Source organism: Pedobacter sp. SG908, from assembly GCF_011759615.1.
Classification (GTDB): Bacteria; Bacteroidota; Bacteroidia; order Sphingobacteriales; family Sphingobacteriaceae; genus Pedobacter; species Pedobacter riviphilus.
Genome location: NZ_JAAOYY010000001.1, coordinates 2,853,634 through 2,875,230 on the forward strand (window position 1 = coordinate 2,853,634; position 21,597 = coordinate 2,875,230).

Consider the following 21,597-nt stretch of genomic DNA (forward strand, 5'->3'; position numbering starts at 1 on the left):
TAACGTCATGCTGAATTTATTTCAGCATCTCATCAGAGAGATCCTGTAATGAATTCAGCATGACGAATAAGAGAAAGAAAAATGCAGACTACCAACCACATCCTCATGATCCGACCTGTTGATTTTAAATTCAATGAGCAAACGGCCGGAAATAACAAGTTTCAAGTTGCAACTACCGAAACCAACGTACAATCAGCAGCCCTAAAAGAGTTTGACGCCTTTGCTGATTTACTACGGAAAAACAAGGTCGATGTAACGGTAGTAGACGATACTTTACAGCCAGAAACGCCTGATTCCATTTTTCCGAACAATTGGGTTTCTTTCCACGAGGATGGCTCAGTATATCTTTATCCGATGTTTTCTGAAAACCGCAGGTTAGAACGCAGAAAAGAAATACTGGAAGATTTAAAAGAAAAATTCGAAGTTAACCACATCAGCGATTTAAGCTTTTACGAACATCAACATGCGTTTTTAGAGGGCACTGGAAGCATGGTATTAGACCGCACCAACAAAATTGCTTACGCCTGCTTAAGTGTACGCACTGATGAAGAAGTGCTGAACAATTTCTGCATGCTTACCGGATATGAACCCGTGGCCTTTCAGGCGGTTGATGAATCAAATTTCCCGATTTACCATACCAATGTAATGATGTGCATTGGCGACCGTTTTGCGGTAATCTGCCTGGATTCGATTAAAAATCCTGAAGAGAAATTAAATGTAACCATCAGTTTAAAAAGCACTGGAAAAGAAATCATTGAAATTAGCCTGGAGCAGATGAATAAATTCGCTGGCAACATGTTACAGGTAAGCAATGCAGAAAACGAAAGTTTACTGGTCATGTCAGAACAGGCTTATTTATCATTAACTGCTGAACAGATTGCTCCATTAGAACAATATAGCAGAATCGTTTATGCGCCGCTTTACACGATCGAAAAAAACGGTGGTGGTAGCGCAAGGTGTATGTTAGCTGAGATACATTTGCCGGTTAAAGAATAACAGATTGCATATCTATTTTAATGGAATCAGATTTAACAGAAAAAGAATTGCGTTTAGCAACATTTATGAGTGAAATTTCAGAATATTGTTATTCCGCAGGTTGGATGCAGAATTTAGAATATGCCCTATGGAATGCGGTAATAAATGGTGAAAGGAAATATGGACAGTCCTACATTACAGAAGATGATATCTCCACATTGATTAAGCTTTCTACAGATGCAAATGCCTGGATCGTATATGATGACGATAAAGAGGTAACAGCTTTAAGCTTAAAAGAATGGATAGAAAAGTTTAAAACGGATGTGGGGCAAAACCATCTGACAAATGTACACTCGCTATTCAACTTTAAATAGTAGCACTCCCCTAACTGTATAAACCTGATCGGAATGAACACGAGTGCAACGAAGTAAAATGAAGAGCAGGTCTACTGAAACCGATAAAAACAGTAACCTGCTTTCCAAATGATCAGCAAACATTCCCTTTCTATCAAACCAAAATTTAAAAGGTTTTCTCCTTCAAAGGAGTTCCCTTGGAACACTTCAGTAGAAATGCCGATCCGCGTGATTCGGATTAGTTTTATTACTTTCGCCAAAAATCCAGTATCAATATGTCTTTAGTACAAGAATTACAGGCCCGCTCGGGCAATAAATGCGAATTATGCACCGCTGAAACCAATTTATCGGTATACGAAGTGCCCCCAACCAGCAATGCCAATAGCGATAACAGTATTTTAGTTTGTAAAACCTGCTTAGATCAGATTGAAAAAACGGAACAGCTTGCCCCTAACCACTGGAAAATATTAACAGAAACCATGTGGTCGGAATTTGCCCCGGTACAGGTTGTTGCCTGGAGAATGTTGAGCAGGTTAAGAAACGAAGGCTGGGCGGCAGATAGTCTGGATATTTTATACCTGGATGATGAAACATTGGAATGGGCTAAAAAAACCGGCGACCATGAACAGGATGGTACTGTTGAATTTCACCAGGACAGTAATGGTACCCGTTTATTTGAAGGCGATACCGTTGTTTTGGTTAAAACACTTGATGTTAAAGGCTCAACTTTGAGCGCTAAATTGGGTACTGTAGTTAAAAATATCCGATTAGTTCATGATAATACCGAACAGATTGAGGGTAAAGTAGAGGGGCAAACCATTGTTATTTTAACCAAATACCTGCGCAAAGGATAAAACGTCATTTGATAATTGATTAGGCATTCGCTATTAAGCCGCAAATAGATGTATTGTCCAAAATCAATAAACCTGATCGGAACGAACACGAGTGCAACGAGTAAAGTGGAGAGCAGGGCCAACCTCACCCTATAAAAACAGGAACCTGCTTTCCAAATCTTAAAAACTTAAAATACATTATTAGCACCTGTTTTTCAGATCATTAACAAAACAGATCTATTCACTTTTTATCGAAAACAATTTATCGGCATTTTTTGTAGTTAGGCTAAGCGTTTCCTTACAGTAAAAATATTTTCAATACCGTTTAATTCTCGATTTAAAATTACATTTTTGCAAAAATTATTTAAAAGTAAATGCAGAGTTACTCAGAATTTCTTGATCTAAGTGTTGGTTTCCCTCAGGAGGGTTTCGATGTAATAGATGATGAATTATATTTTCAGGATTTAAACCTGATGGAAATGATCGAAACTTACGGTACTCCCCTACGTTTCACGTATTTACCAATGGTAAGTAAGAAGATTCAGCAGGCGAAGATTCTTTTCCAAACCGCTATTTTAAAGAACAATTATCGTGGCGATTATAAATATTGCTACTGTACAAAAAGCTCGCATTTTAAGCATATTGTAGAAGAAGCTTTAAAAAATAACATCCACCTGGAAACTTCTTCGGCTTTTGATATGCCAATGGTTGATGCGTTGGAGAAAAAAGGGGTGTTAACCAAAGATACTACCATCATCTGTAACGGATTTAAAACCTACCAGTACAAACAATATATCATTGATATGTTGCACGATGGTTATACCAATATTATCCCTGTTTTAGATAACAAAGAAGAGTTTAATCTTTTTGATGATGAGGTTGATATCGATACCCCTTGTAACTTAGGTATCCGTATTGCTGCTGAAGAGCAGCCAGATTCGCAGTTCTATACTTCGCGTTTAGGCGTACGTATGGAAGATATTATTGATTTTTACAACAATAAAATCGTTCACAATCCTAATTTCAGGGTTAAATTATTGCACTTTTTTATTAACTCGGGTATTACCGATTCGCCATATTACTGGAACGAGTTAGAGAAATACGTAACGCTTTATTGCAAGTTCAAAAAAATCAATCCTGATTTGGATACCCTTGATATTGGTGGCGGTATGCCATTTAAAGATTCGCTGGTGTTCGATTTCGATTACGAATACATGGTAAACGAAATTGTAAAAAGGATTAAAGAAATCTGCGCCATCCATGATGTAATGGAACCAGATATTATTACTGAATTTGGTAAATATACGGTTGCTGAGGCTTCTGGTATTCTTTATAAAGTACTGGGCCGTAAACAACAGAACGACCGTGAGCGCTGGTTGATGCTGGATGGTTCTTTTATTACCAATTTACCTGATGTTTGGGCATTAAATCAAAAATACATTTTATTGCCAATCAACAATTGGGATGCTGAATATGAGCGGGTTAACTTAGGTGGAATTACCTGCGATGGGCAGGATTATTACAACCAGGAAGCACACATGAACAGTGTGTTTATGCCAAAAACGCGTAAAGTACAATATCTAGGTTTCTTTCATACGGGTGCTTACCAAGAGGTATTGAGTGGTTATGGTGGTATCCACCACTGTTTATTGCCAAGCCCTAAACATGTGCTAATCCGCAGAAATCGTGATGAAAGTTTCAATTTTGAGGTTTTTGGAGAAGAACAGAATAGTAAGCAGGTGTTGAAGATTCTGGGTTACTAGGTCTAACCGCAAAGAACATAAAGTTTTTCGCAAAGAGCGCCAGGTTAATACTTGGCGCTTTTTATGTTTTTAACCTCTTAGGAGAAGCTTATTTCTAGTGCTAAACTAAGCGAACGTCATGCTAAATTTATTTTATTAGTAGTTTTTATTGGGTTAAAGGCCTAATAGCTAATCGTGGCCAGTATCTTTCTTGTGGGATAGACCCTGAAATAAATTCAGGGTGACGATCGCTTATACGGAATCCTTTACAATTTTCTTTATTAACTTAGCGGTTAAACAAATCCATATTACAATGAAATTCGGCCAAGTAGAAGATCCAACCATTATAGATTATACCCTTCCCGCTGATGCTCCTGAAACAGCAGCGGTTTTAGCAGCAAATAAACCTAAACAATCCTTTCAGGCTTACGTGGGTTGTGCTAAATGGAATAAAACAGATCTCAAAGGTTTTTATCCGAAAGGAACCAAGGATGAATTAACCTATTATGCTACCCAGTTTAATTCGATCGAATTGAATGCAACTTTTTATGGCATGCCAAGCCGTGAACAGGTAATCACCTGGACGCAAAAAACGCCTGCAGATTTTAAGTTTTTCCCTAAACTCACCAATACCATCAGTCACTTTAAAAGATTGATTAACGTTAAAGAACCTGTAGAGCAATATTGCGATGCCATCAGTAATTTTGAAGATAAATTAGGAATGGCTTTTCTTCAATTGCACGATAACTTTAAACCTAAAGATTTCGAAAGGTTAAAAATCGTAATCAACGAATTCCCAAAAGTAATTCCTTTGGGTGTTGAAGTGAGAAATGGCGAATGGTTTTCAAATCCGGCCATCGCCAATGAATTTGCACAATTATTTCAGGAAAATGGTGTGGCCAATATTATTGTTGATACTGCTGGCAGAAGAGACATGCTGCACATGCGTTTAACTTCTCCAACGGCTTTTGTACGTTTCGTAGGCGCCAATGATGATGACATAGATAAAAAACGCTTAGACGATTGGATTGAAAGAATTGTAAGCTGGAAAGAACAAGGCTTGCAAAACTTATATTTCTTTGTCCATCAAAATGTTGAGCTATCTTCTCCATTATTTTCCGCCTATTTTACAAACAAGCTGAATAAAGCAGTAGGAACAGATTTAAAGATTCCGGTAATGGCCAACCAGGCTTCGCCTTCTTTATTCTAGATTCAAAACCTATCAGGTTTTAAAAACCTGATAGGTTTAAGTTTATTTCCTTCTATAAACCGTTTCGGTAGCTTTTGCTTCTTCCCCTTCTGGCGAAACATTATAAGCCGTTAATACGATTTCATTTTCGTTAATTATTTCAAGCACTGTTCTCCAGCCCCAAAGCTGCTCGCCATATTCCGGACTGCCATATTCACCAAAAACCGAAAAACCATTTACTGTAGCCTCACCGCTCGAAAGCATAATCTGTGTACCCATATGGAAGCTATCAACCCAGCTTGTCGTAAATCTTTGGTAAGGAATATCGAAACCGACAATCATTTTGCCTTCAAAAGCTTTTCCTTCCAAACTTCCCTGGTAATCAATAGAAATAAAACGGTTACCCAAAATTGAAGTGATTTTTGCTTCAGCTGGAGATTCATCTGCCAGCACATCTTTTTCGAACCAGGTTTTGGTAGTACCGCTCCATTTACCAATTAAACCTTGAAGCAGTTGATGAGCACCATCTATTAAAGATTGCTCGAATTTACTTTTTGCCATAAACCAAACTTATAAAATAAATTTTCAACAAAAAATACATTAAGATTAAAACAGGTCAAACGAAAGTGATTTATTTTATCGAATTTTAACATTGAATTGAAGTTTTAGGTGTGAAATCAGGCTGAACAAGGTCCCTGAAACAACAATTTACATAAACAGCAAACAATCAAATAAAATAAATGATAAACTACGAGATCGAAAATGAACTAAAACCTAGTTTAAACACGGACGAAAAATTGATCTGGGCAGGAAGACCTAAGACAGGAATTTTATTTAGAACAACAGATACACTCTTAATTCCCTTTAGTTTTCTTTGGGCTGGTTTTGCAGTATTTTGGGAAACAAGTGTGATTATAACTGATGCCCCTTTTTCTTTAAGCTTTGGGGTATTCCATTTGTTTTAATGGGACTATATATCACTTTAGGAAGATTTTTTGTCGATGCAAAAAAGCGGGCAAATACCGTTTATGGAATTACTTCAGACAGAATTATTATTAGTAGCGGAATATTCAGCAGGGAAATCAAGTCAATAAATATCAAAACTTTGTCTGACATAACAATTAATCAAAAATCTGATAATAGTGGAACAATTACATTAGGACCTGCTGATTTTAGAAATGTAATGATGCAAGGAATAGAGTGGCCGGGTTTAAAACAGCCGACACGCCTTGAGTTTATTGAGGATGTAAAAAATGTTTATGACCAAATAATTAACCTCCAGCGACAGAAATAATGGTCAACCTGCTAGGTTTGGATTCAGAAATCGGCCTTAATATAAAGCTGTGCAAACCTAATTAACATTTATAAGGAGTCATCTGACCACAAGAAAACCAATAAAAATAATTAATGACGGCTATAACTATTATGAACAGAAAACTGTAAATTGATATTTTAAAACTGTTTATATGTTAAAAACGCTAGATCTCAACCAGGTAATGGTTATCGATATCGAAACTGTACCTCAATATCAGTCTTTTCAGGATGTGCCTCCCCATTTCCAGGAACTTTGGGAACAAAAAACACATTATCAAAGAAATTCAGACCAAACAGCTGAAGAATTTTATGAAAAGGCAGGTATTATGGCCGAATTTGGTAAAATTATCTGCATCAGCATGGGGATTTTTAGTATCCAGGGCAAATCCTGCTCACTGCGCATTAAATCTATTTTTGGCGACGATGAAAAAGAAATACTACTGAAGTTTTCTGCCCTATTGAGCAAACAAGCCCTCGCCTTAATGTTCTGTGCGCACAATGGAAAAGAATTCGATTTCCCCTATTTATGCCGACGGTTATTGGTTAACGGCATAGAAATTCCGGTTCAACTGCAGCTTTCAGGTAAAAAACCCTGGGAAGTAAACCATATCGATACGATGGAACTCTGGAAATTCGGCGATTATAAACATTTTACTTCCTTAAACCTGCTAGCTGCTATTTTAGATATTCCTACTCCTAAAGATGATATCAACGGCGCGCAGGTGAGACAAGTTTATTACGAAGAAAAAAATCTCGATAGAATTGTGACCTATTGCCAGAAAGATGTAATTACTACCGCTCAGGTATTACTAAAATTTAAAGGAATGGATATAATTTCGGCAGAAAACATTACCATTGTAACCTAAATGATAGTCGAAGTAAAACTGGAAATTCCAAAATATGATGATGAGGTAGGATTGCAATCTAGCTGGATTGATGGATTCATTGTTAGAACAGATATTATTGAAAATCAAATCCAAATTCAGGCAAATAAAGCGGGACTCATTTCCCTTGCAAAACAGCTACTTTGCTTAGCTCAAGATACAACCCCAATTGGCTCTCATTACCATTTAGATGATTATAATAGCCTGGAAGCAGGTTCAAATGATCTTACCATTTCAAAAATCTAATGCTAAACGTTGAAAACCTAAATATCGATTTTTATAACCAGGACGAAAAAACCTGGTTTAATGCGGTAAAACAGATCAGTTTTAATGTAAAAAAGGGAACTGTTTTAGGTATTGTCGGCGAATCTGGTTCTGGAAAATCGGTTACATCTTTTTCCATTATGCGTTTGCATGATGAACGTATGGCAAAAATTACCGGAGAGATAGATTTTGAAGATATTAGTCTGCTTAATCTCAGCTCGAACGAAATCCGCCAGATCAGGGGAAACCAGATCTCGATGATTTTTCAGGAGCCAATGACTTCACTCAACCCCGTTTTTACTTGCGGCTACCAAGTGGCCGAAGCCATTATGCTGCATCGAAAGGTAGATAAAGCAGAAGCTAAAAAACATACTATTGCTTTGTTTGACGAAGTACAATTACCCCGGCCGGAAAAAATATTTGATAGTTACCCACATCAAATATCAGGCGGACAAAAGCAAAGGGTAATGATTGCCATGGCTTTAAGCTGCGATCCGAAATTATTAATAGCTGATGAACCTACCACAGCACTAGATGTAACTGTTCAGAAAACAATTTTACAATTGCTTTTAAAATTGAAAACAGAACGCAACATGGCTATGATTTTTATTTCGCACGATTTAGGTGTGGTAAATGAAATTGCCGATGATCTGGCCGTAATGTACAGAGGCGAAATTGTAGAACAGGGACCGGCAAAATCTATTTTCGAAAACCCTCAACACCCTTATACCAAGGGCTTACTTGCCTGTAGACCCTCACCCGGTCTACAATTAAAAAAATTACCTGTGGTGGCCGATTTCCTATCTGGGAAAGTTGATGATGCTTCAGCACATTTACAGGCTTCAAATCAGCTAACAACAGCCGAAATAGTTGGGCGGAGAGAGAAACTTTATGTCCAGAAACCTTTACTTCAGATTAAAGACCTATGTACCTGGTATCCCATTCATAGTGGCCTTTTCGGCAAAACAACCGATTATGTTAAAGCCGTTGATCAATTGAATTTTGAGGTTTTCCCTGGTGAAACTTTAGGTCTGGTTGGTGAATCGGGTTGTGGTAAAACCACTTTAGGACGGACTATTTTAAGATTGATCCAACCCACTTCGGGAGAGATTATTTTTAATGGAGAAAACATTACACACATCAGCAAAACCGATCTGCGTAAATTAAGGAAAGATATTCAGATTATTTTTCAGGATCCTTACGCTTCACTAAACCCTAAATTAAGCATCGGACAATCTATTTTAGAACCTTTACAGGTGCATAAGCTACACAGCAACGATGCCGAACGCAAAAAGAAGGTATTAGAATTGCTTGATAAAGTTGGTTTAAAAAAAGAGCATTTTAACCGGTACCCGCATGAGTTTAGCGGAGGGCAAAGGCAGCGTGTGGTGATTGCCAGGGCTTTAGCCTTGCAACCAAAATTTATCATCTGCGATGAATCTGTATCTGCTTTAGATGTTTCCGTGCAGGCGCAGGTTTTAAACCTCATCAAAGATCTCCAACGCGAATTCGGACTCACTTATATATTCATTTCTCACGATCTAGCTGTTGTAAAACACATTTCAGACCGTATTTTAGTGATGAATAAAGGAAAAATCGAAGAAGAAGGTTTTCCAGAGCAAATATTTTATGCACCAAAAGCAGCTTATACCCAAAAACTGATCGAGGCTATACCCGGACACTAATAATAAAAATGGTTAAATATCTTTCAATTGCTTTTACACTGATTTTTCTTTCTTTAAATGTTTGTGCACAAAAAGTAGAAATCATTCAGTCGACTACTATTTTTGAAAAGGCTCCATTCGAGGCCTGTCACGCCTCAACTTTGGTTGATTTAGGCAAAGGAAAAATAATGGCCGCCTGGTTTGGCGGTAAACATGAAGGCAGTAAAGATGTAGTTATCTGGTCGTCGGTAAAAACCGGAGCGCAATGGAGTCAACCGATCGAAATCGCAAATGGGATAATAAATGATACCAGTAGGTTTGCTTGCTGGAACCCCGTACTGTTTAAAGCAAAAAACGGCACTTTATTTTTACATTATAAGGTTGGTGCAAATCCAAGAACCTGGTGGGCAGAATATAAAACATCTGTTAACAACGGCAAAACATGGTCGGAAGCACACAAATTGCCCAAAGATTTCTTAGGACCAATTAAAAACAAACCTATCCAATTATCAAATGGAACAATTCTATATCCCTCCAGTACAGAAAGTTTAGATGAAAAAACGTGGGCAATCCATATTGAAAAATCAGATGCTAATGGTAGAAACTGGAAAAAGATTAATATTAATTGCGATACTTTTGGCGTAATCCAACCTTCTATTCTGAGTTATCCAAATGGGAGATTGCAGGTATTATGCAGAAGCCGGCAGAATGTGATTGTAGAAAGCTGGTCTGAAGATAATGGCGAAACCTGGTCAAAACTTACGGCTACTCAATTGCCCAATCCAAATTCGGGCAGCGATGCCGTAACCTTAAAAGATGGCCGGCAGTTGCTTATTTACAACCCATTAACTGCAGGCAAAAACTGGTGGGAAGGGCGTTCTACCTTAAAACTGGCTATTTCTACCGATGGTAAAAACTGGCAGGACATTTATACTTTAGAAAAACACGACCAAGGTGAATACAGTTATCCCGCCATAATCCAAAGTAATGATGGTTTGATTCATTTATCATATACTTCTCTCAGACAAAAAATCAAATACTTTTGCATTAAGCTTAAATAAGATATCATTTTACCCGTTATCTTAAATGCTGTTTAAAGTAAATGAAATGGTATTCAATGGCTTTCTTCCAGTATTCAGTATTATGATTACCTGGCTGGCTTATAAAGCTGATGGGAATACCTAATTTTTCTGCTGATACTTTAACAGTAAGACTCGCAGGATACAGTATATCGGATGTTCCACAATCCATCAAGAAAGGTTTATTAAAGTTTTGATTTCTAGTTAACAAATTTGAAATGCTATACTGATGCCAATCGTTTTGTTCAGGATGCCCAAAAACTTTTATTAAATCATTTGTCATTCTGCTCGATTGCCAAAACTGTTTGCTCGCTTTTTCCAGATCATTAAAATCGATTTCCAGTGCGCCACTGGTAGATGCGGCAGTGTTGAAGTAGCCCTGATTAAGGATAAAATAGCGAAGAGCACCATAGCCGCCCATACTTAAACCACCAATAAAAACATTTTGCTTATCTATGCTTAATGATTGATGCACCCTAGGCAACAATTCTTTGAAGAAAAAATCCTCATATTGGTCTCCATCAGGCTGATGGCTATTAATATAATAAGAAGTGAAACCTTCAGGCGTTACAATAATAAATTGATATTGATTGGCCAATCTTTGCAAATCTGTTGTTTTTGACCACTGGGTATAATTTTCACTGTAGCCATGTAATAGATAAACAAGTGGATAATGTTTAGATTTTAGGTAATTTTGGGGTTTAAATACCATTACTTTACCTGGAGATTTGAGGTATTTGGAATTTAAAATCCATTCTTCATGGCCAAATGCATTAAAAAACATAAAAATTGCAATTGCTGTGATAATCAAATTTTTCATAGTTGTAAATTTGATTCAAAAATCATCATGCATTTTTAGATTTACAATAACGAACAAAATTGTTAGTTTCCATAAATTATGTTATGCGTAAAGAAAATTCAACCAATGTATTAAATCAGCAGTTCTTATTTCAGGTATGCGAACTCAACTCGGCCATTGCTATGATTGGAGGCCGCTGGAAATCGCAGATTGTATATTCCATTTACGAAGGAAATAATAGGTTCCATCTCCTTAAAAAAGAACTGATAAATATTTCGGAACAAGTATTGGGGAGGCAATTAAAAGAACTGGAAACCCACGCAATCATAGTTAAGAAAGAGATACCTGGATCAATTCCTCAAGGTATTGAATATATCCTTACCAATAAAGGTTTAGAATTAATTCCAATATTAAAGATGCTTTGTGATTGGGGGAAGACCTACGCTGACGGTAAAAAAATAAACATCGAGTTACCTCATCTTTGTGTTTAGACAAAGAATTTTATTCGGGCAGTTTTATCTTTTCATCCCGCTGTTTATCCATTGTAGCCATCTTTTCTGTATCTTCGGTAAATTCAGTTTAGCATATGGCAAAGAAAAAATCGGCAAATATAAAATTGGTTCTGAATCAATTGGTTAGTGATGTTTTTGAAAAAAACAATAATCAGTTGCTTAATTACAAGCAGGTTTCGGCCAAATTAAATTTGAACGATCAAGAATCAAGAGAAACCATTCTCGAGATCTTAAAAGAAGGAAAAAGTGCAGGAATTTTCTTAGAACCAGAAAAAGGTAAATTTAAACTTAAAGAACTGCAGAACTTTATCATCGGTACGGTTGATATGACTGCCGATGGTTCAGCGTATATCGTTCCAGAAGATGAATTTGAGAAGGATATTTTTGTAGCTCCTCGAAAACTAAAAAATGCATTACACGGCGATACTGTAAAAGCTTATGTTTTCGCAAAAAAAAGCGGTCGTAAAAACGATGGTGAAGTTGTCGAAATCATTAAAAGAGCAAAATCAGATTTTACAGGTGTAATCAAGATATCAGATCGTTTTGCATTCGTTATTGCAGATGATAAAAAAATGATGCACGATATTTTTGTACCATTGGCCGATACCCACGAGGCCAAAAACGGACAACGTGTATTGGTAACCTTATCAGATTGGCCGGAAAGTGCCAAAAATCCGATCGGTATTGTTAAACATGTGCTCGGCAATCAAGGTGAAAACAACACCGAAATGAATGCAATTTTAGCACAGTATGGTTTTCCATTAGAATTTCCACCTCAGGTAGAGCGCGAAGCCAATGCCATTCCTGAAGAAATCCCCGCAGCAGAAATTGCCAAAAGAAAAGATTTTAGAAACGTATTAACCTTTACCATAGATCCGGCAGATGCGAAAGATTTCGATGATGCCATTTCTTATCAAAAACTCCCAAATGGAAACCACGAAATTGGTGTCCACATTGCCGATGTTTCACATTATGTAATCCAGGGAACTGAGCTCGATAAAGAAGCTTACAGCCGCGCGACTTCGGTTTATTTGGTAGACCGTGTAATCCCAATGTTACCTGAACGTTTAAGTAATGGTGTATGTTCATTACGTCCTCATGAAGATAAATTGTGTTTTGCAGCAGTTTTTGAATTAGATGAACAAGCCAATATCCAATCTGAATGGTACGGCAGAACAGTAATCCACTCAGATAGAAGATTCAGCTATGAAGAAGCACAGGAAGTAATCGAGAATAAAGCCGGCGATTACGCTCAAGAAATATTGAAATTGAATGAGCTGGCCTATATCCTTCGCGACCGTAAATTTAAAAACGGCGCCATCAGTTTCGAAAGTACCGAAGTTAAATTCAAACTAGATGAAGCGGGCAAACCAATTGGTGTTTATGTAAAAGAGCGTAAAGACGCCCATAAACTGATTGAAGATTACATGCTTTTAGCTAATCGGAAAGTGGCAGAATTTGTGGCAAAGAAAAGCAAAGGCAAAAACAAACTCACCTTTGTTTACCGCGTGCACGATTCGCCAAATATGGAAACCTTAAATACCTTTGCTACATTCGCTTCCCGTTTTGGTTATAAAATCAACACCAAATCGGATAAAGAAATTGCGAAATCGTTAAATAACTTAATGAATGATGTAGAAGGCAAGAAAGAACAGAATATTTTAACCTCATTGGCCATCAGATCAATGGCGAAAGCCATTTATTCTACCAAGAAAACCAGCCATTATGGTCTGGCTTTCGAATACTATACCCACTTTACCTCTCCTATCCGCCGTTATCCTGATGTAATGGCACACCGGCTTTTACAAACTTACTTAGATGGTGGTAAATCAGCAGATATGGAAGCCTATGAAGTAGCCTGCGTACATTCTTCAGCCATGGAGAAAAGAGCAGCTGATGCCGAACGTGCCTCTATTAAATACAAACAGGCCGAATACTTGGAAAATAATATCGGTACAGCGTACAAAGGTATTATTTCTGGTGTTACAGAATGGGGCATGTACGTAGAAATTGAAGAGAACAAATGCGAAGGCATGATTCGTTTAAGAGACATATCAGATGATTTTTATGTACTTGATGAGAAAAACTACTGCATTGTAGGCCAACGTAAAAAGAAAAAATATCAGCTTGGTGATGAAGTAATGATCAGGGTGAAAAAAGTAGATCTTTCTAAACGTCAGATCGATTTCACCTTAATTCCAGATTAAAAATTTAAAATTGTGCCTTAAACACAGTGTTTACGCAATAATTAGAATGCATACTACAGAAGAATTACAACAAATTTTAGATACTGCAATACAAAATTTAAAGTTTCCGGATCATCCTAAACAGCTCTACGATCCGATTACTTATATCATTAATCTGGGTGGAAAACGGGTAAGACCCCTATTGGTTTTAATGGCTACCGAATTATTTGGTGAAAATGCTAATGAATCGATCCATGCAGCTATGGCTATTGAGATTTTTCATAATTTCACGCTCGTTCATGATGATATTATGGACAATGCACCGCTCCGCAGAGGGAAAGCCACTGTACACGAAAAATGGAGTACCAATATTGCCATTTTAAGTGGCGATGTAATGATGGTAGAAGCAAATAAAAGCCTTGCAAAAGTTAACCCAGCCTTTCTCGGCCCTGTATTAAATACCTTTAATGCAACGGCTCAAGGCGTTTGCGAAGGTCAGCAGTTAGATATGGAATTTGAAGGTCGTGATGATGTGAGTATTGAAGAATACATCAACATGATCAGATTAAAAACTGCCGTACTTTTGGGTGGCGCGCTAAAGCTCGGAGCCATTATTGCCGGTGCCTCAGAAAAAGATGCCGACTTAATCTATCAGTTTGGTGAAAATATAGGCATTGCCTTTCAATTGCATGATGATATATTAGATGTTTATGCTGATCCTGAAAAATTCGGAAAACAGGTTGGTGGCGACATTATAGCCAACAAAAAAACCTTTCTGCTGTTAAAAGCTTTTGAATTAGCTGAAGGTGAAATCCGTACTTCATTAACCACATGGACCTCATACAAAGAATTTAATGCGCAGGAAAAAGTAGATACCGTACGCCAGGTATATGATACTTTGGATGTACAGGATATTGCTAAAGAGAGCATGAATTACTACCGTAACAAAGCTTTAGCTGTATTTGATCAGATTAATGTGAGCGATGAAAAGAAAGCAAATCTTTTAACCCTTACAGAGCAATTGATGGCAAGGGAGTATTAATTAGAAAGAGTTGTCAACTTTTTTAGCCAAACGGGCCTGAAAGTTGACAACTTTATATTTCTTTGCTGGTCAGTCTGAGCCTGTCGAAGCCCTTTTATCGTTAAATCAAAAAGATCGTCCTTCGACAAGCTATCAATTACAGATTCCAAAAAAAGATCGTCATTGAGAGAAGGAACGACGAAGCAATCTTTCATGCTGGTGTTCTTTGCCATAAAGATTGCTTCCTCGGCTGAAAAAACCTTCTCGCAATGACGATTTCTTGCAGTCTATCACTGCAAAAACGCCTCCGTCATTTATAATGATTTTATATAATAAATTACCCTTCAGGATGAAATGTTTTCATTTAAACACTCAAAATTCCTGTATGTTAGGCTTTTACTAATTTATACTTGATCCAAAAATCAGAAGATTTAGCTGCCGATTCGCCGCCTTCTGATGGTCGTTGGCCTCCACCTCCCATTCTTCCACCACCCATACCGCCACGGCCGCCACCACCCATTCCTCCCCCTCCCATTCCACCTCTACCGCCCGATCTGCCTTTACCACCACTTGCACCTTCAGGTCTGGCTTCTCTTTTAAAACCAGATTTATTAGGCTCATTAATTTTAATATTGTAAACCAATGGTTTTTTAAGGTCTAATCCTACCTGTAATTGCGCTAATGGAATGCTTAATTCGTAAATAAGATCTCTATTGGGATGAATGCTCATTCCGGTTTCAATGCCATCCTGGTTTATTGCTGGCAACTCACCATCTGCAATATTTTTAAAGCCAGAAACCCGAATGCCTTTGTTCATCGCTACAGGACCTTGTGTTGCTCCATCTGGCAATAAAGGAGTACGATTATGGTACTCTTCTCCCTCTTTCGGCATTGGAGGTCGCTCCATTAAGGGAAAAGTTAGTTTCATACCATCTTTCTTCTTCCCTTCTGTATTGATATTTAAGGTAATGCCACCTCTTAATACACTAAATGTGGTTTGAGGATCTAACGATTCGATAATGATGTACAGGTTTTTATCATCATTGGCCAGGGCAAAGGCCAACTTGGTGGCATCGTTGTATTGGTTAAGTGGCTCATTCCATTCGTTCGATATACCATCGGCCTTAAATGGCTTTACCATGCGGATATTTTCTTCCACATCCTGTGCTTTTACCGAAAAGCTACCAAACATAACAGAAAAAACAGATAAGCTAAGTATTTTAAAATTCATCGTAAATAATTAAATAATGATTTACGAATGTATCGCGATGAATTGTTAAATTTTGTTATTTAACAGGCTTTAACATTAGCTGAGTTTGGAGTTAAGCGTTTTGCGGTTGGGGTTAATTAACCATCCCCTCAATAGGTCACCCTGAGCGGAGTCGAAGGGGCTGGTAGATGTTCTAAAGTTGAATGCAATGCGTTTGGCGTCAATTAACCGATTAACCAATTTAAACAGTTAACCCATTTACAAATGACAAATGAACCAGTGAACGAATGAACCATATAAAAACAAAAAAAGTCCCGATTTACATCGGGACTTTCCTTTTATAACTTGTTACCAATTATTCTGCAGATGCAGCTTCTTCAGTAGTTTCGTCTTTTTTAGCTGCTTTTTTAGCTGGAGCTTTTTTTACAGGAGCAGCTTCTTCAGCTACAACTTCTTTTTTAGCAACCGCTTTTTTAGCAACTGGTGCTTTAGCTACTGCTGCTTCGATCTCTGCATCAGTGATAGGAAGAATAGAAACGTATGATTTGTTATCTTGTTTCTTTTTGAAAACAACCGTACCATCAACTAAAGCGAATAAAGTATGGTCTTTACCAATACCTACGCCTTTATCAGGATGGTGTTTTGTACCACGTTGACGTACTAAAATGTTTCCTGCGATAGCTAACTGACCACCGAAAACTTTAATACCTAAACGCTTACTATGCGATTCACGTCCGTTTTTCGAACTACCGGCTCCTTTTTTGTGTGCCATGATTTTATATTTTGTAACCCGCCAAAAAGCGGATTATTGGGTTAACAATTAATTATAACGTGATGTCAGAGATCTGAATCTTAGTGAAAAACTGGCGGTGACCGTTTTTCTTTTTGTAACCTTTTCTACGTTTTTTGTGGAAAACGATTACTTTATCACCTTTTAAATGAGATACGATCTTAGCTGAAACTTTAGCACCTTTAACTGCAGGAGCACCTACAGTAATTGCACCACCGTTATCAACCAACAATACATTATCAAATTCAATACTAGCGCCTTCATCTCCTTGTAATCTGTGTACAAAAAGGTGCTGGTCTTTAGCAACTTTAAATTGCTGCCCTGCTATATTTACTATTGCGTACATTGTTTAAATATTAGTTTTTTAATTTTTATTTAACGAGGTGCAAATATAGAACAAATTCAATTAACACACAAACACATATCGAAAATATTTTTAACTAAAATCGTACAAGATTAGGATTTGGAAGATTTTAGGATTTCAAGATCGATTTTAAATTACACTTTTCAGAAATTTCTTAAGCTAACCTGCTGCTTAAATGCAGCTAAAACACTAACATTATTTGGAACGCAATGCCAGTACAAAACATTCAGTTCCTCTCCCGTTTTCCGCTTATACGCTCCGCTGCCTCGTTGCTGCAGGGATAACACTTCAACCGTCTGCCTGTAACGGGCAGGGGGGCTAATTGGCCTAATCAGCTTTCCATTTTTAAGGTTGCAGGGCGCAAAAACCGCTGTTCCTAAACCCGATTGCAGCGAACATCCCGATTTTTTCATCGGGATAAAGCGCAAAGCGGGACTGAAGCCTGCCAGGAACCACTACCCGCTCCTTTCCAAATAATAATTAAGTATTATAAGAACATACCACTGGGACCTGGTCAGTGAGACACCAACCGATAGATTTATCGCCATTCATTTCCAAATCATAAAACATTTGCCTCTGCGCTATTCAAGCTCCGAAGTAGATCTTTCGACGCCGTTCAGAATGACAAACTGAAAAGAACTTATGTATTATGAATATTCGTGACTAAAATATTGTCACCCTTCATTGCCTATTATCCATTTTACATCTTCGCTTCGTTAAAAAATGTTAAAGCGCTCTTCTTATTACGAATATTTCGTAGATTTACGAAAATTAAATAGACAATTAAAAACAAAACTCATGAAACTAACCCTAACCATCTGTTTAGCAACAGCTTTAACCATTTCGGCAAAAGCCCAAAGTCCTGATAAGGCCCTGGCAAGAGTAAGATATACTTTTACCCATATTGCGGATACAACGCAGAGAGATAAACCCCGTAAGGAGAATATGTTGCTTGTAACTGGAAAAAATGCTTCTGTGTACACCAGTTACGATAAGCTGAACCAGGCATTAAATACCCAAAAGCAGATACAAGAGCAGATTAAAAACCAAACGGGCAACGGTAACATAAAAATTGAAGTAAAAAGCGAAATGAAAGCCCCGCTTACCCAGGAAGACTATTTCTTTTTTGCCAATGAACATAAAATGATTACCAAAGAGCGCCTGTTTAACAATTACCTTATTGAAGAAACCACTCCACAAATTGACTGGAAGATTTTGAAAGATACGATGAGCTTTTCGGGGGTTGCCTGCCAGAAAGCAACTACTCATTTTAAAGGCCGCAATTGGACAGCCTGGTTTGCAACCGAAATTCCTTTTCAAAGCGGTCCGTGGAAATTGAATGGCCTACCGGGCTTAATTATAGAGGCTTATGACGATAAAAAGGAAGTGAAATTTGAATTTGCAGGGCTTGAAAATGTAAAAGATGCAGATGCTGCCTCCAATTCTGATGGCGACGTTAAAATAGCGGCTCCAAATGGCGGAGTGGGTTCGGTAAAAATTATGGGCATAGATGTAAGCACGAGCTACCTTGGAGCCGAAATTAAGTTACCTGCCGACGCCATAAAAACTACCCGTAAAGAGTTGGATAAACTTAAAGCGGCGCGTGATAAGGACCCACAGGGCTTTATGCAGGCACAAATGGCAGCAAGTGGCATGCAGGGTTCGTTCAGGAGCAACCAGGCACCCCGCCCTGCAGGAACAACTGCAGTTAAAGCCGAAGTTAACAATCCGATAGAAATTAATGACAAAAAATGAAAAAGCTCGCTTTAACCTATTGGCTCTTACTAGCAGCTTTTTCAGTTTTTGCCCAAAAGCCACTTAAAGGTGTAGTAAAAGATACCGGTGGGAAAGGTGTAGAATCGGTTAATGTAACTTTAAAAGATACTGAAGGTAACATCATTAGCTTTACGCGCAGCAACAAAAACGGTGCTTTTAGCATGGAGCTCAAAAACGACCAGATTGGAGGTTACAAAATTGAAGCATCGAGCATTGGCTATAAAAAGCTGACTACCACGGTAACAGATGCCACTAAAAATTACGAACTTACTTTACAACCCAGCGAAACCACACTGGAAACGATTAACGTTAAAAACCGGCCATCGTTAACGGCCAGGGGCGATACTTTAAATTACCGCACATCTGACTTTGCAGACAAACAAGACAGAAGCATTGGCGATGTGCTGAAAAAAATGCCCGGCGTAGAGGTTGCTGAGGATGGCAAGATTAGCTACAACGGCAAATCGATTTCAAACCTGTATGTGGATGGCGATAATTTGCTAGACGATAAATACAATATTGGTACCAAAAGTATTCCCCATGGCGCGGTTGATAAGGTTCAGGTAATCCAAAACGATCAGCCCATTAAAATGATGCGCAAAAATAATACGAGTGATGATGTTGCCCTAAACCTGGTGATAAAAGATGAAGCCAAGCTTAAAGTAATGGGCGATGCTACCGTTGGCGCAGGTATGCCCAACCGCTTTGACGAAAACCTGACAGCTATGTTGTTCAATAAAAAACTGAAGTTTATTAACAACATTAAAGGCAATAACATTGGCAGCGATCCGGGTGGCGACCTTATTGCGCACAATTTTTCTGATTATTTAAAAAAACTGGATAACGATAAACCCAGTGGACTCCTTTCAACAGGCGCTGCCGGGGTACCCTCGCTACCGCAAAGTAGGTATCTTTTTAATAAAGCTGGGTTGATTAATCTCAACAATTTATACAAATTTAACACCGACCTGCAACTAAGGGCCAATATTTCATATTTATATGATCAACGACATCAGGAATACAATAAGTTTTCGGAAACTTATCTCCCCGGTCAAACCATCCGCTACACGGAAACGCAGAACAATACCATTAACCCGCAAAAGCTGAGGGCGCAGTTTAACTTAAATGGGAATGCCGATAAATATTACTTGAACAATAACCTGATATTGGAATATGCACCTTTTAAAACCACATCGGGTTTTGTAATTAACAATGTAGCAGCCAACCAGGTACTTAAACAGGAGACCTTCGATTTATCGAACGAATTTAATTACCGAAAAAAATTAAAATCGGAAGATGTAATTAACCTCTACTCTTTTTTAAACCGCACTACGCAACCAGAAACATTAAATATTACACCCGGACTAAACTCCGACATCCTAAACAACGGAAACAGTTATCTTGGTTTAACACAATACATTAAAATACCAACCTGGTACACCAACAACTATGTATCTTTCGCCTTTGTAAAAAACAATTTCGTTCAAACTTATAAAGCGGGGTTCAATATACAGCAGCAACAGCTTAATTCGGAACTTTATCGTACACAGAACAACCAGCAAACAGAGCTGGTTACCGGCAATATGATAAATGATCTTGACTGGCTAAAAACCAAACTCTATACCGAGGCCACCTACGAGTACACTACTGATAAGCTAAAGGCAGGTTTGAGCTTACCGTTAAGCTACAACCGGATCAACTACAGTGATGCGTTAAACCAGCTGGATAACAGCCTGAACAGACTATTTATAAATCCCGCTTTTAATTTAAAATACCAAACCAGTACCGAAAATTATGTAACGGCTAATTATAATTTCAAAAATGACCTGGGGGGTATTAACGATATTTACCGTGGTACTATTTTAAAAAATTACCGCTCGCTGTTTTCGAACGATGCACCGATTGCTGAATCCAAATCGCATAATGTTGGGGCAGGCTTTAATTTTAGAAAAGCCATGCAAATGCTGTTTGCTAACTTAACGGCCAATTATAGTGATACAGAGTTGAGTACCATTTCGGCCTACAACCTAAGCAACAATATTCAGCAAAAGATTGTACTGCCACTTAATAACCATATCCGCAGCCTATCTTTAGCCGCAAATGCAAGCAAATACCTGTTTAGCTTAAAAAGTACAATAAACGCTGGTGTAAATTTTGCACAAAGCAAATACAGTCAGCTGCAGAATAATGCACTTCTACCATTTAACACGCAAACAGTGGCTTATAAAGTTGGCATTGAAGCAAAGCTAACCAACTTCATTAACTGGTCTTACGCGGCTAATTTTGCTATTACCGATAATAAAGCCCTGGTAGCAGATGGGATAAAGACCAATTTTAAACAATTGAGACAACAGTCTGCTTTAGCCATTACTACAGTTAAAAATCTTTACATAAATCTATCTGCGGAACACCTTTTAACCCAGCAGTCATCGCAGCCCGATTTGAAATACCTCTTTGCCGATGTGAACATGCGGTATAAATGGTTAAAAATGAAAACCGATATTGAATTTGGGATCACCAACCTTACCGATATTAAAAGCTTTGATGCAATTTATCTTTCGGCAAACTCACTTACAACTGGAACATATTATATTCCAGGAAGGGTGGCCATGCTAAAGGCTACGTTTAATTTCTAAGTATTT

General features: G+C 37.9%; 22 protein-coding genes. 16 read left to right on the forward strand and 6 right to left on the reverse strand.

Features of this window, described 5'->3' with window-relative positions; translation table 11 throughout:
- Positions 1-81 precede the first annotated feature (81 nt).
- The 5 genes from FHT21_RS11585 (at position 82) to FHT21_RS11605 (ending at position 5,113) form a co-directional block, all read left to right on the forward strand.
- Positions 82-996 carry an arginine deiminase-related protein gene (locus FHT21_RS11585; protein ID WP_167294821.1) on the forward strand — a complete coding sequence of 305 codons (915 nt, stop codon included), beginning with the start codon at positions 82-84 and terminating at the stop codon, positions 994-996.
- 20 nt (positions 997-1,016) lie between these two features.
- Entirely contained in the window at positions 1,017-1,349 is a 333-nt protein-coding gene (locus FHT21_RS11590; protein WP_167294822.1) for a hypothetical protein, read from the forward strand.
- Between the two features lie 254 nt (positions 1,350-1,603).
- Positions 1,604-2,182 (forward strand): alkylphosphonate utilization protein, encoded by a 579-nt coding sequence (locus tag FHT21_RS11595; protein WP_167294823.1) that lies wholly within the window; start codon positions 1,604-1,606, stop codon positions 2,180-2,182.
- Positions 2,183-2,535: 353 nt separating this feature from the next.
- The gene (locus FHT21_RS11600) at positions 2,536-3,924 is read left to right on the forward strand and encodes an arginine decarboxylase (protein WP_029277861.1); all 1,389 of its coding nucleotides are present in this window, start codon (positions 2,536-2,538) and stop codon (positions 3,922-3,924) included.
- Between the two features lie 292 nt (positions 3,925-4,216).
- Complete coding sequence (locus FHT21_RS11605; RefSeq protein WP_167294824.1) at positions 4,217-5,113, forward strand: DUF72 domain-containing protein; 897 nt, start codon at positions 4,217-4,219, stop codon at positions 5,111-5,113.
- Between the two features lie 42 nt (positions 5,114-5,155).
- Here FHT21_RS11605 and FHT21_RS11610 read toward each other — a convergent pair whose 3' ends face one another.
- Positions 5,156-5,653 carry a DUF1579 domain-containing protein gene (locus FHT21_RS11610; protein WP_167294825.1) on the reverse strand — a complete coding sequence of 166 codons (498 nt, stop codon included), beginning with the start codon at positions 5,651-5,653 and terminating at the stop codon, positions 5,156-5,158.
- A 179-nt stretch (positions 5,654-5,832) separates the two neighbouring features.
- Here FHT21_RS11610 and FHT21_RS11615 point away from each other — a divergent pair, with 179 nt between their 5' ends.
- The 6 genes from FHT21_RS11615 to FHT21_RS11640 all read left to right on the forward strand — a co-directional run bounded on the left by FHT21_RS11615 (position 5,833) and on the right by FHT21_RS11640 (position 10,279).
- A complete protein-coding gene (locus FHT21_RS11615) occupies positions 5,833-6,057 on the forward strand; it encodes a hypothetical protein (RefSeq protein WP_167294826.1) in 225 nt (74 codons plus the stop codon).
- On the forward strand, positions 6,057-6,386 hold the full coding sequence (locus FHT21_RS11620) for a PH domain-containing protein (protein ID WP_167294827.1): 330 nt from the start codon (positions 6,057-6,059) through the stop codon (positions 6,384-6,386). Before FHT21_RS11615 ends, FHT21_RS11620 begins: the two co-directional genes overlap by 1 nt.
- Positions 6,387-6,558: 172 nt before the next feature.
- On the forward strand, positions 6,559-7,272 hold the full coding sequence (locus FHT21_RS11625) for a 3'-5' exonuclease (protein WP_167294828.1): 714 nt from the start codon (positions 6,559-6,561) through the stop codon (positions 7,270-7,272).
- Positions 7,273-7,536 carry a hypothetical protein gene (locus FHT21_RS11630; protein ID WP_167294829.1) on the forward strand — a complete coding sequence of 88 codons (264 nt, stop codon included), beginning with the start codon at positions 7,273-7,275 and terminating at the stop codon, positions 7,534-7,536. It abuts the gene before it with no gap.
- Positions 7,536-9,239 carry an ABC transporter ATP-binding protein gene (locus FHT21_RS11635; RefSeq protein WP_167294830.1) on the forward strand — a complete coding sequence of 568 codons (1,704 nt, stop codon included), beginning with the start codon at positions 7,536-7,538 and terminating at the stop codon, positions 9,237-9,239. Before FHT21_RS11630 ends, FHT21_RS11635 begins: the two co-directional genes overlap by 1 nt.
- Before the next feature lie 8 nt (positions 9,240-9,247).
- Positions 9,248-10,279, forward strand: a complete 1,032-nt coding sequence (locus tag FHT21_RS11640) for a sialidase family protein (RefSeq protein WP_167294831.1) — start codon at positions 9,248-9,250, stop codon at positions 10,277-10,279.
- A 16-nt stretch (positions 10,280-10,295) separates the two neighbouring features.
- Here FHT21_RS11640 and FHT21_RS11645 read toward each other — a convergent pair whose 3' ends face one another.
- Positions 10,296-11,117, reverse strand: coding sequence for an alpha/beta hydrolase-fold protein (locus FHT21_RS11645; protein WP_208398909.1), 822 nt, complete (start codon positions 11,115-11,117; stop codon positions 10,296-10,298).
- An 83-nt stretch (positions 11,118-11,200) separates the two neighbouring features.
- Here FHT21_RS11645 and FHT21_RS11650 point away from each other — a divergent pair, with 83 nt between their 5' ends.
- From FHT21_RS11650 to FHT21_RS11660, 3 genes are all read left to right on the forward strand, one after another.
- A complete protein-coding gene (locus tag FHT21_RS11650) occupies positions 11,201-11,587 on the forward strand; it encodes a helix-turn-helix domain-containing protein (protein WP_167294832.1) in 387 nt (128 codons plus the stop codon).
- A 95-nt stretch (positions 11,588-11,682) separates the two neighbouring features.
- Positions 11,683-13,815: a ribonuclease R gene (rnr, locus tag FHT21_RS11655; RefSeq protein WP_167294833.1), complete on the forward strand. Its 2,133-nt coding sequence runs from the start codon at positions 11,683-11,685 to the stop codon at positions 13,813-13,815.
- A 46-nt stretch (positions 13,816-13,861) separates the two neighbouring features.
- On the forward strand, positions 13,862-14,836 hold the full coding sequence (locus tag FHT21_RS11660) for a polyprenyl synthetase family protein (protein WP_167294834.1): 975 nt from the start codon (positions 13,862-13,864) through the stop codon (positions 14,834-14,836).
- A 367-nt stretch (positions 14,837-15,203) separates the two neighbouring features.
- On the opposite strand, the gene FHT21_RS24855 is transcribed toward FHT21_RS11660, so the two are convergent.
- The 4 genes from FHT21_RS24855 to FHT21_RS11680 all read right to left on the reverse strand — a co-directional run bounded on the left by FHT21_RS24855 (position 15,204) and on the right by FHT21_RS11680 (position 17,592).
- Positions 15,204-16,046, reverse strand: a complete 843-nt coding sequence (locus FHT21_RS24855) for a hypothetical protein (RefSeq protein WP_208398910.1) — start codon at positions 16,044-16,046, stop codon at positions 15,204-15,206.
- A 334-nt stretch (positions 16,047-16,380) separates the two neighbouring features.
- Entirely contained in the window at positions 16,381-16,797 is a 417-nt protein-coding gene (gene rpmA / locus FHT21_RS11670) for a 50S ribosomal protein L27 (protein ID WP_167294835.1), read from the reverse strand.
- A 52-nt stretch (positions 16,798-16,849) separates the two neighbouring features.
- Positions 16,850-17,161 carry a 50S ribosomal protein L21 gene (rplU, locus tag FHT21_RS11675; protein ID WP_039476071.1) on the reverse strand — a complete coding sequence of 104 codons (312 nt, stop codon included), beginning with the start codon at positions 17,159-17,161 and terminating at the stop codon, positions 16,850-16,852.
- 161 nt (positions 17,162-17,322) lie between these two features.
- Positions 17,323-17,592 carry a hypothetical protein gene (locus FHT21_RS11680; RefSeq protein ID WP_167294836.1) on the reverse strand — a complete coding sequence of 90 codons (270 nt, stop codon included), beginning with the start codon at positions 17,590-17,592 and terminating at the stop codon, positions 17,323-17,325.
- A gap of 385 nt (positions 17,593-17,977) precedes the next feature.
- On the opposite strand from FHT21_RS11680, the gene FHT21_RS11685 reads away from it, so the two are divergent.
- Together FHT21_RS11685 and FHT21_RS11690 are read left to right on the forward strand one after the other, a co-directional pair.
- The gene (locus FHT21_RS11685) at positions 17,978-18,934 is read left to right on the forward strand and encodes a GLPGLI family protein (protein ID WP_167294837.1); all 957 of its coding nucleotides are present in this window, start codon (positions 17,978-17,980) and stop codon (positions 18,932-18,934) included.
- Positions 18,931-21,591, forward strand: a complete 2,661-nt coding sequence (locus FHT21_RS11690) for a carboxypeptidase-like regulatory domain-containing protein (protein ID WP_167294838.1) — start codon at positions 18,931-18,933, stop codon at positions 21,589-21,591. The genes FHT21_RS11685 and FHT21_RS11690 overlap by 4 nt, the downstream gene beginning before the upstream one ends.
- Positions 21,592-21,597 lie beyond the last annotated feature (6 nt).

Bases quoted from the DNA above. Each gene is read 5' to 3' on its own strand.
- FHT21_RS11585 (WP_167294821.1), top strand. From the start codon at position 82: ATGCAGACTACCAACCACATCCTCATGATCCGACCTGTTGATTTTAAA.
- FHT21_RS11590 (WP_167294822.1), top strand. From the start codon at position 1,017: ATGGAATCAGATTTAACAGAAAAAGAATTGCGTTTAGCAACATTTATG.
- FHT21_RS11595 (WP_167294823.1), top strand. From the start codon at position 1,604: ATGTCTTTAGTACAAGAATTACAGGCCCGCTCGGGCAATAAATGCGAA.
- FHT21_RS11600 (WP_029277861.1), top strand. From the start codon at position 2,536: ATGCAGAGTTACTCAGAATTTCTTGATCTAAGTGTTGGTTTCCCTCAG.
- FHT21_RS11605 (WP_167294824.1), top strand. From the start codon at position 4,217: ATGAAATTCGGCCAAGTAGAAGATCCAACCATTATAGATTATACCCTT.
- FHT21_RS11610 (WP_167294825.1), bottom strand. From the start codon at position 5,653: ATGGCAAAAAGTAAATTCGAGCAATCTTTAATAGATGGTGCTCATCAA.
- FHT21_RS11615 (WP_167294826.1), top strand. From the start codon at position 5,833: ATGATAAACTACGAGATCGAAAATGAACTAAAACCTAGTTTAAACACG.
- FHT21_RS11620 (WP_167294827.1), top strand. From the start codon at position 6,057: ATGGGACTATATATCACTTTAGGAAGATTTTTTGTCGATGCAAAAAAG.
- FHT21_RS11625 (WP_167294828.1), top strand. From the start codon at position 6,559: ATGTTAAAAACGCTAGATCTCAACCAGGTAATGGTTATCGATATCGAA.
- FHT21_RS11630 (WP_167294829.1), top strand. From the start codon at position 7,273: ATGATAGTCGAAGTAAAACTGGAAATTCCAAAATATGATGATGAGGTA.
- FHT21_RS11635 (WP_167294830.1), top strand. From the start codon at position 7,536: ATGCTAAACGTTGAAAACCTAAATATCGATTTTTATAACCAGGACGAA.
- FHT21_RS11640 (WP_167294831.1), top strand. From the start codon at position 9,248: ATGGTTAAATATCTTTCAATTGCTTTTACACTGATTTTTCTTTCTTTA.
- FHT21_RS11645 (WP_208398909.1), bottom strand. From the start codon at position 11,117: ATGAAAAATTTGATTATCACAGCAATTGCAATTTTTATGTTTTTTAAT.
- FHT21_RS11650 (WP_167294832.1), top strand. From the start codon at position 11,201: ATGCGTAAAGAAAATTCAACCAATGTATTAAATCAGCAGTTCTTATTT.
- rnr (WP_167294833.1), top strand. From the start codon at position 11,683: ATGGCAAAGAAAAAATCGGCAAATATAAAATTGGTTCTGAATCAATTG.
- FHT21_RS11660 (WP_167294834.1), top strand. From the start codon at position 13,862: ATGCATACTACAGAAGAATTACAACAAATTTTAGATACTGCAATACAA.
- FHT21_RS24855 (WP_208398910.1), bottom strand. From the start codon at position 16,046: ATGAATTTTAAAATACTTAGCTTATCTGTTTTTTCTGTTATGTTTGGT.
- rpmA (WP_167294835.1), bottom strand. From the start codon at position 16,797: ATGGCACACAAAAAAGGAGCCGGTAGTTCGAAAAACGGACGTGAATCG.
- rplU (WP_039476071.1), bottom strand. From the start codon at position 17,161: ATGTACGCAATAGTAAATATAGCAGGGCAGCAATTTAAAGTTGCTAAA.
- FHT21_RS11680 (WP_167294836.1), bottom strand. From the start codon at position 17,592: ATGAAAAAATCGGGATGTTCGCTGCAATCGGGTTTAGGAACAGCGGTT.
- FHT21_RS11685 (WP_167294837.1), top strand. From the start codon at position 17,978: ATGAAACTAACCCTAACCATCTGTTTAGCAACAGCTTTAACCATTTCG.
- FHT21_RS11690 (WP_167294838.1), top strand. From the start codon at position 18,931: ATGAAAAAGCTCGCTTTAACCTATTGGCTCTTACTAGCAGCTTTTTCA.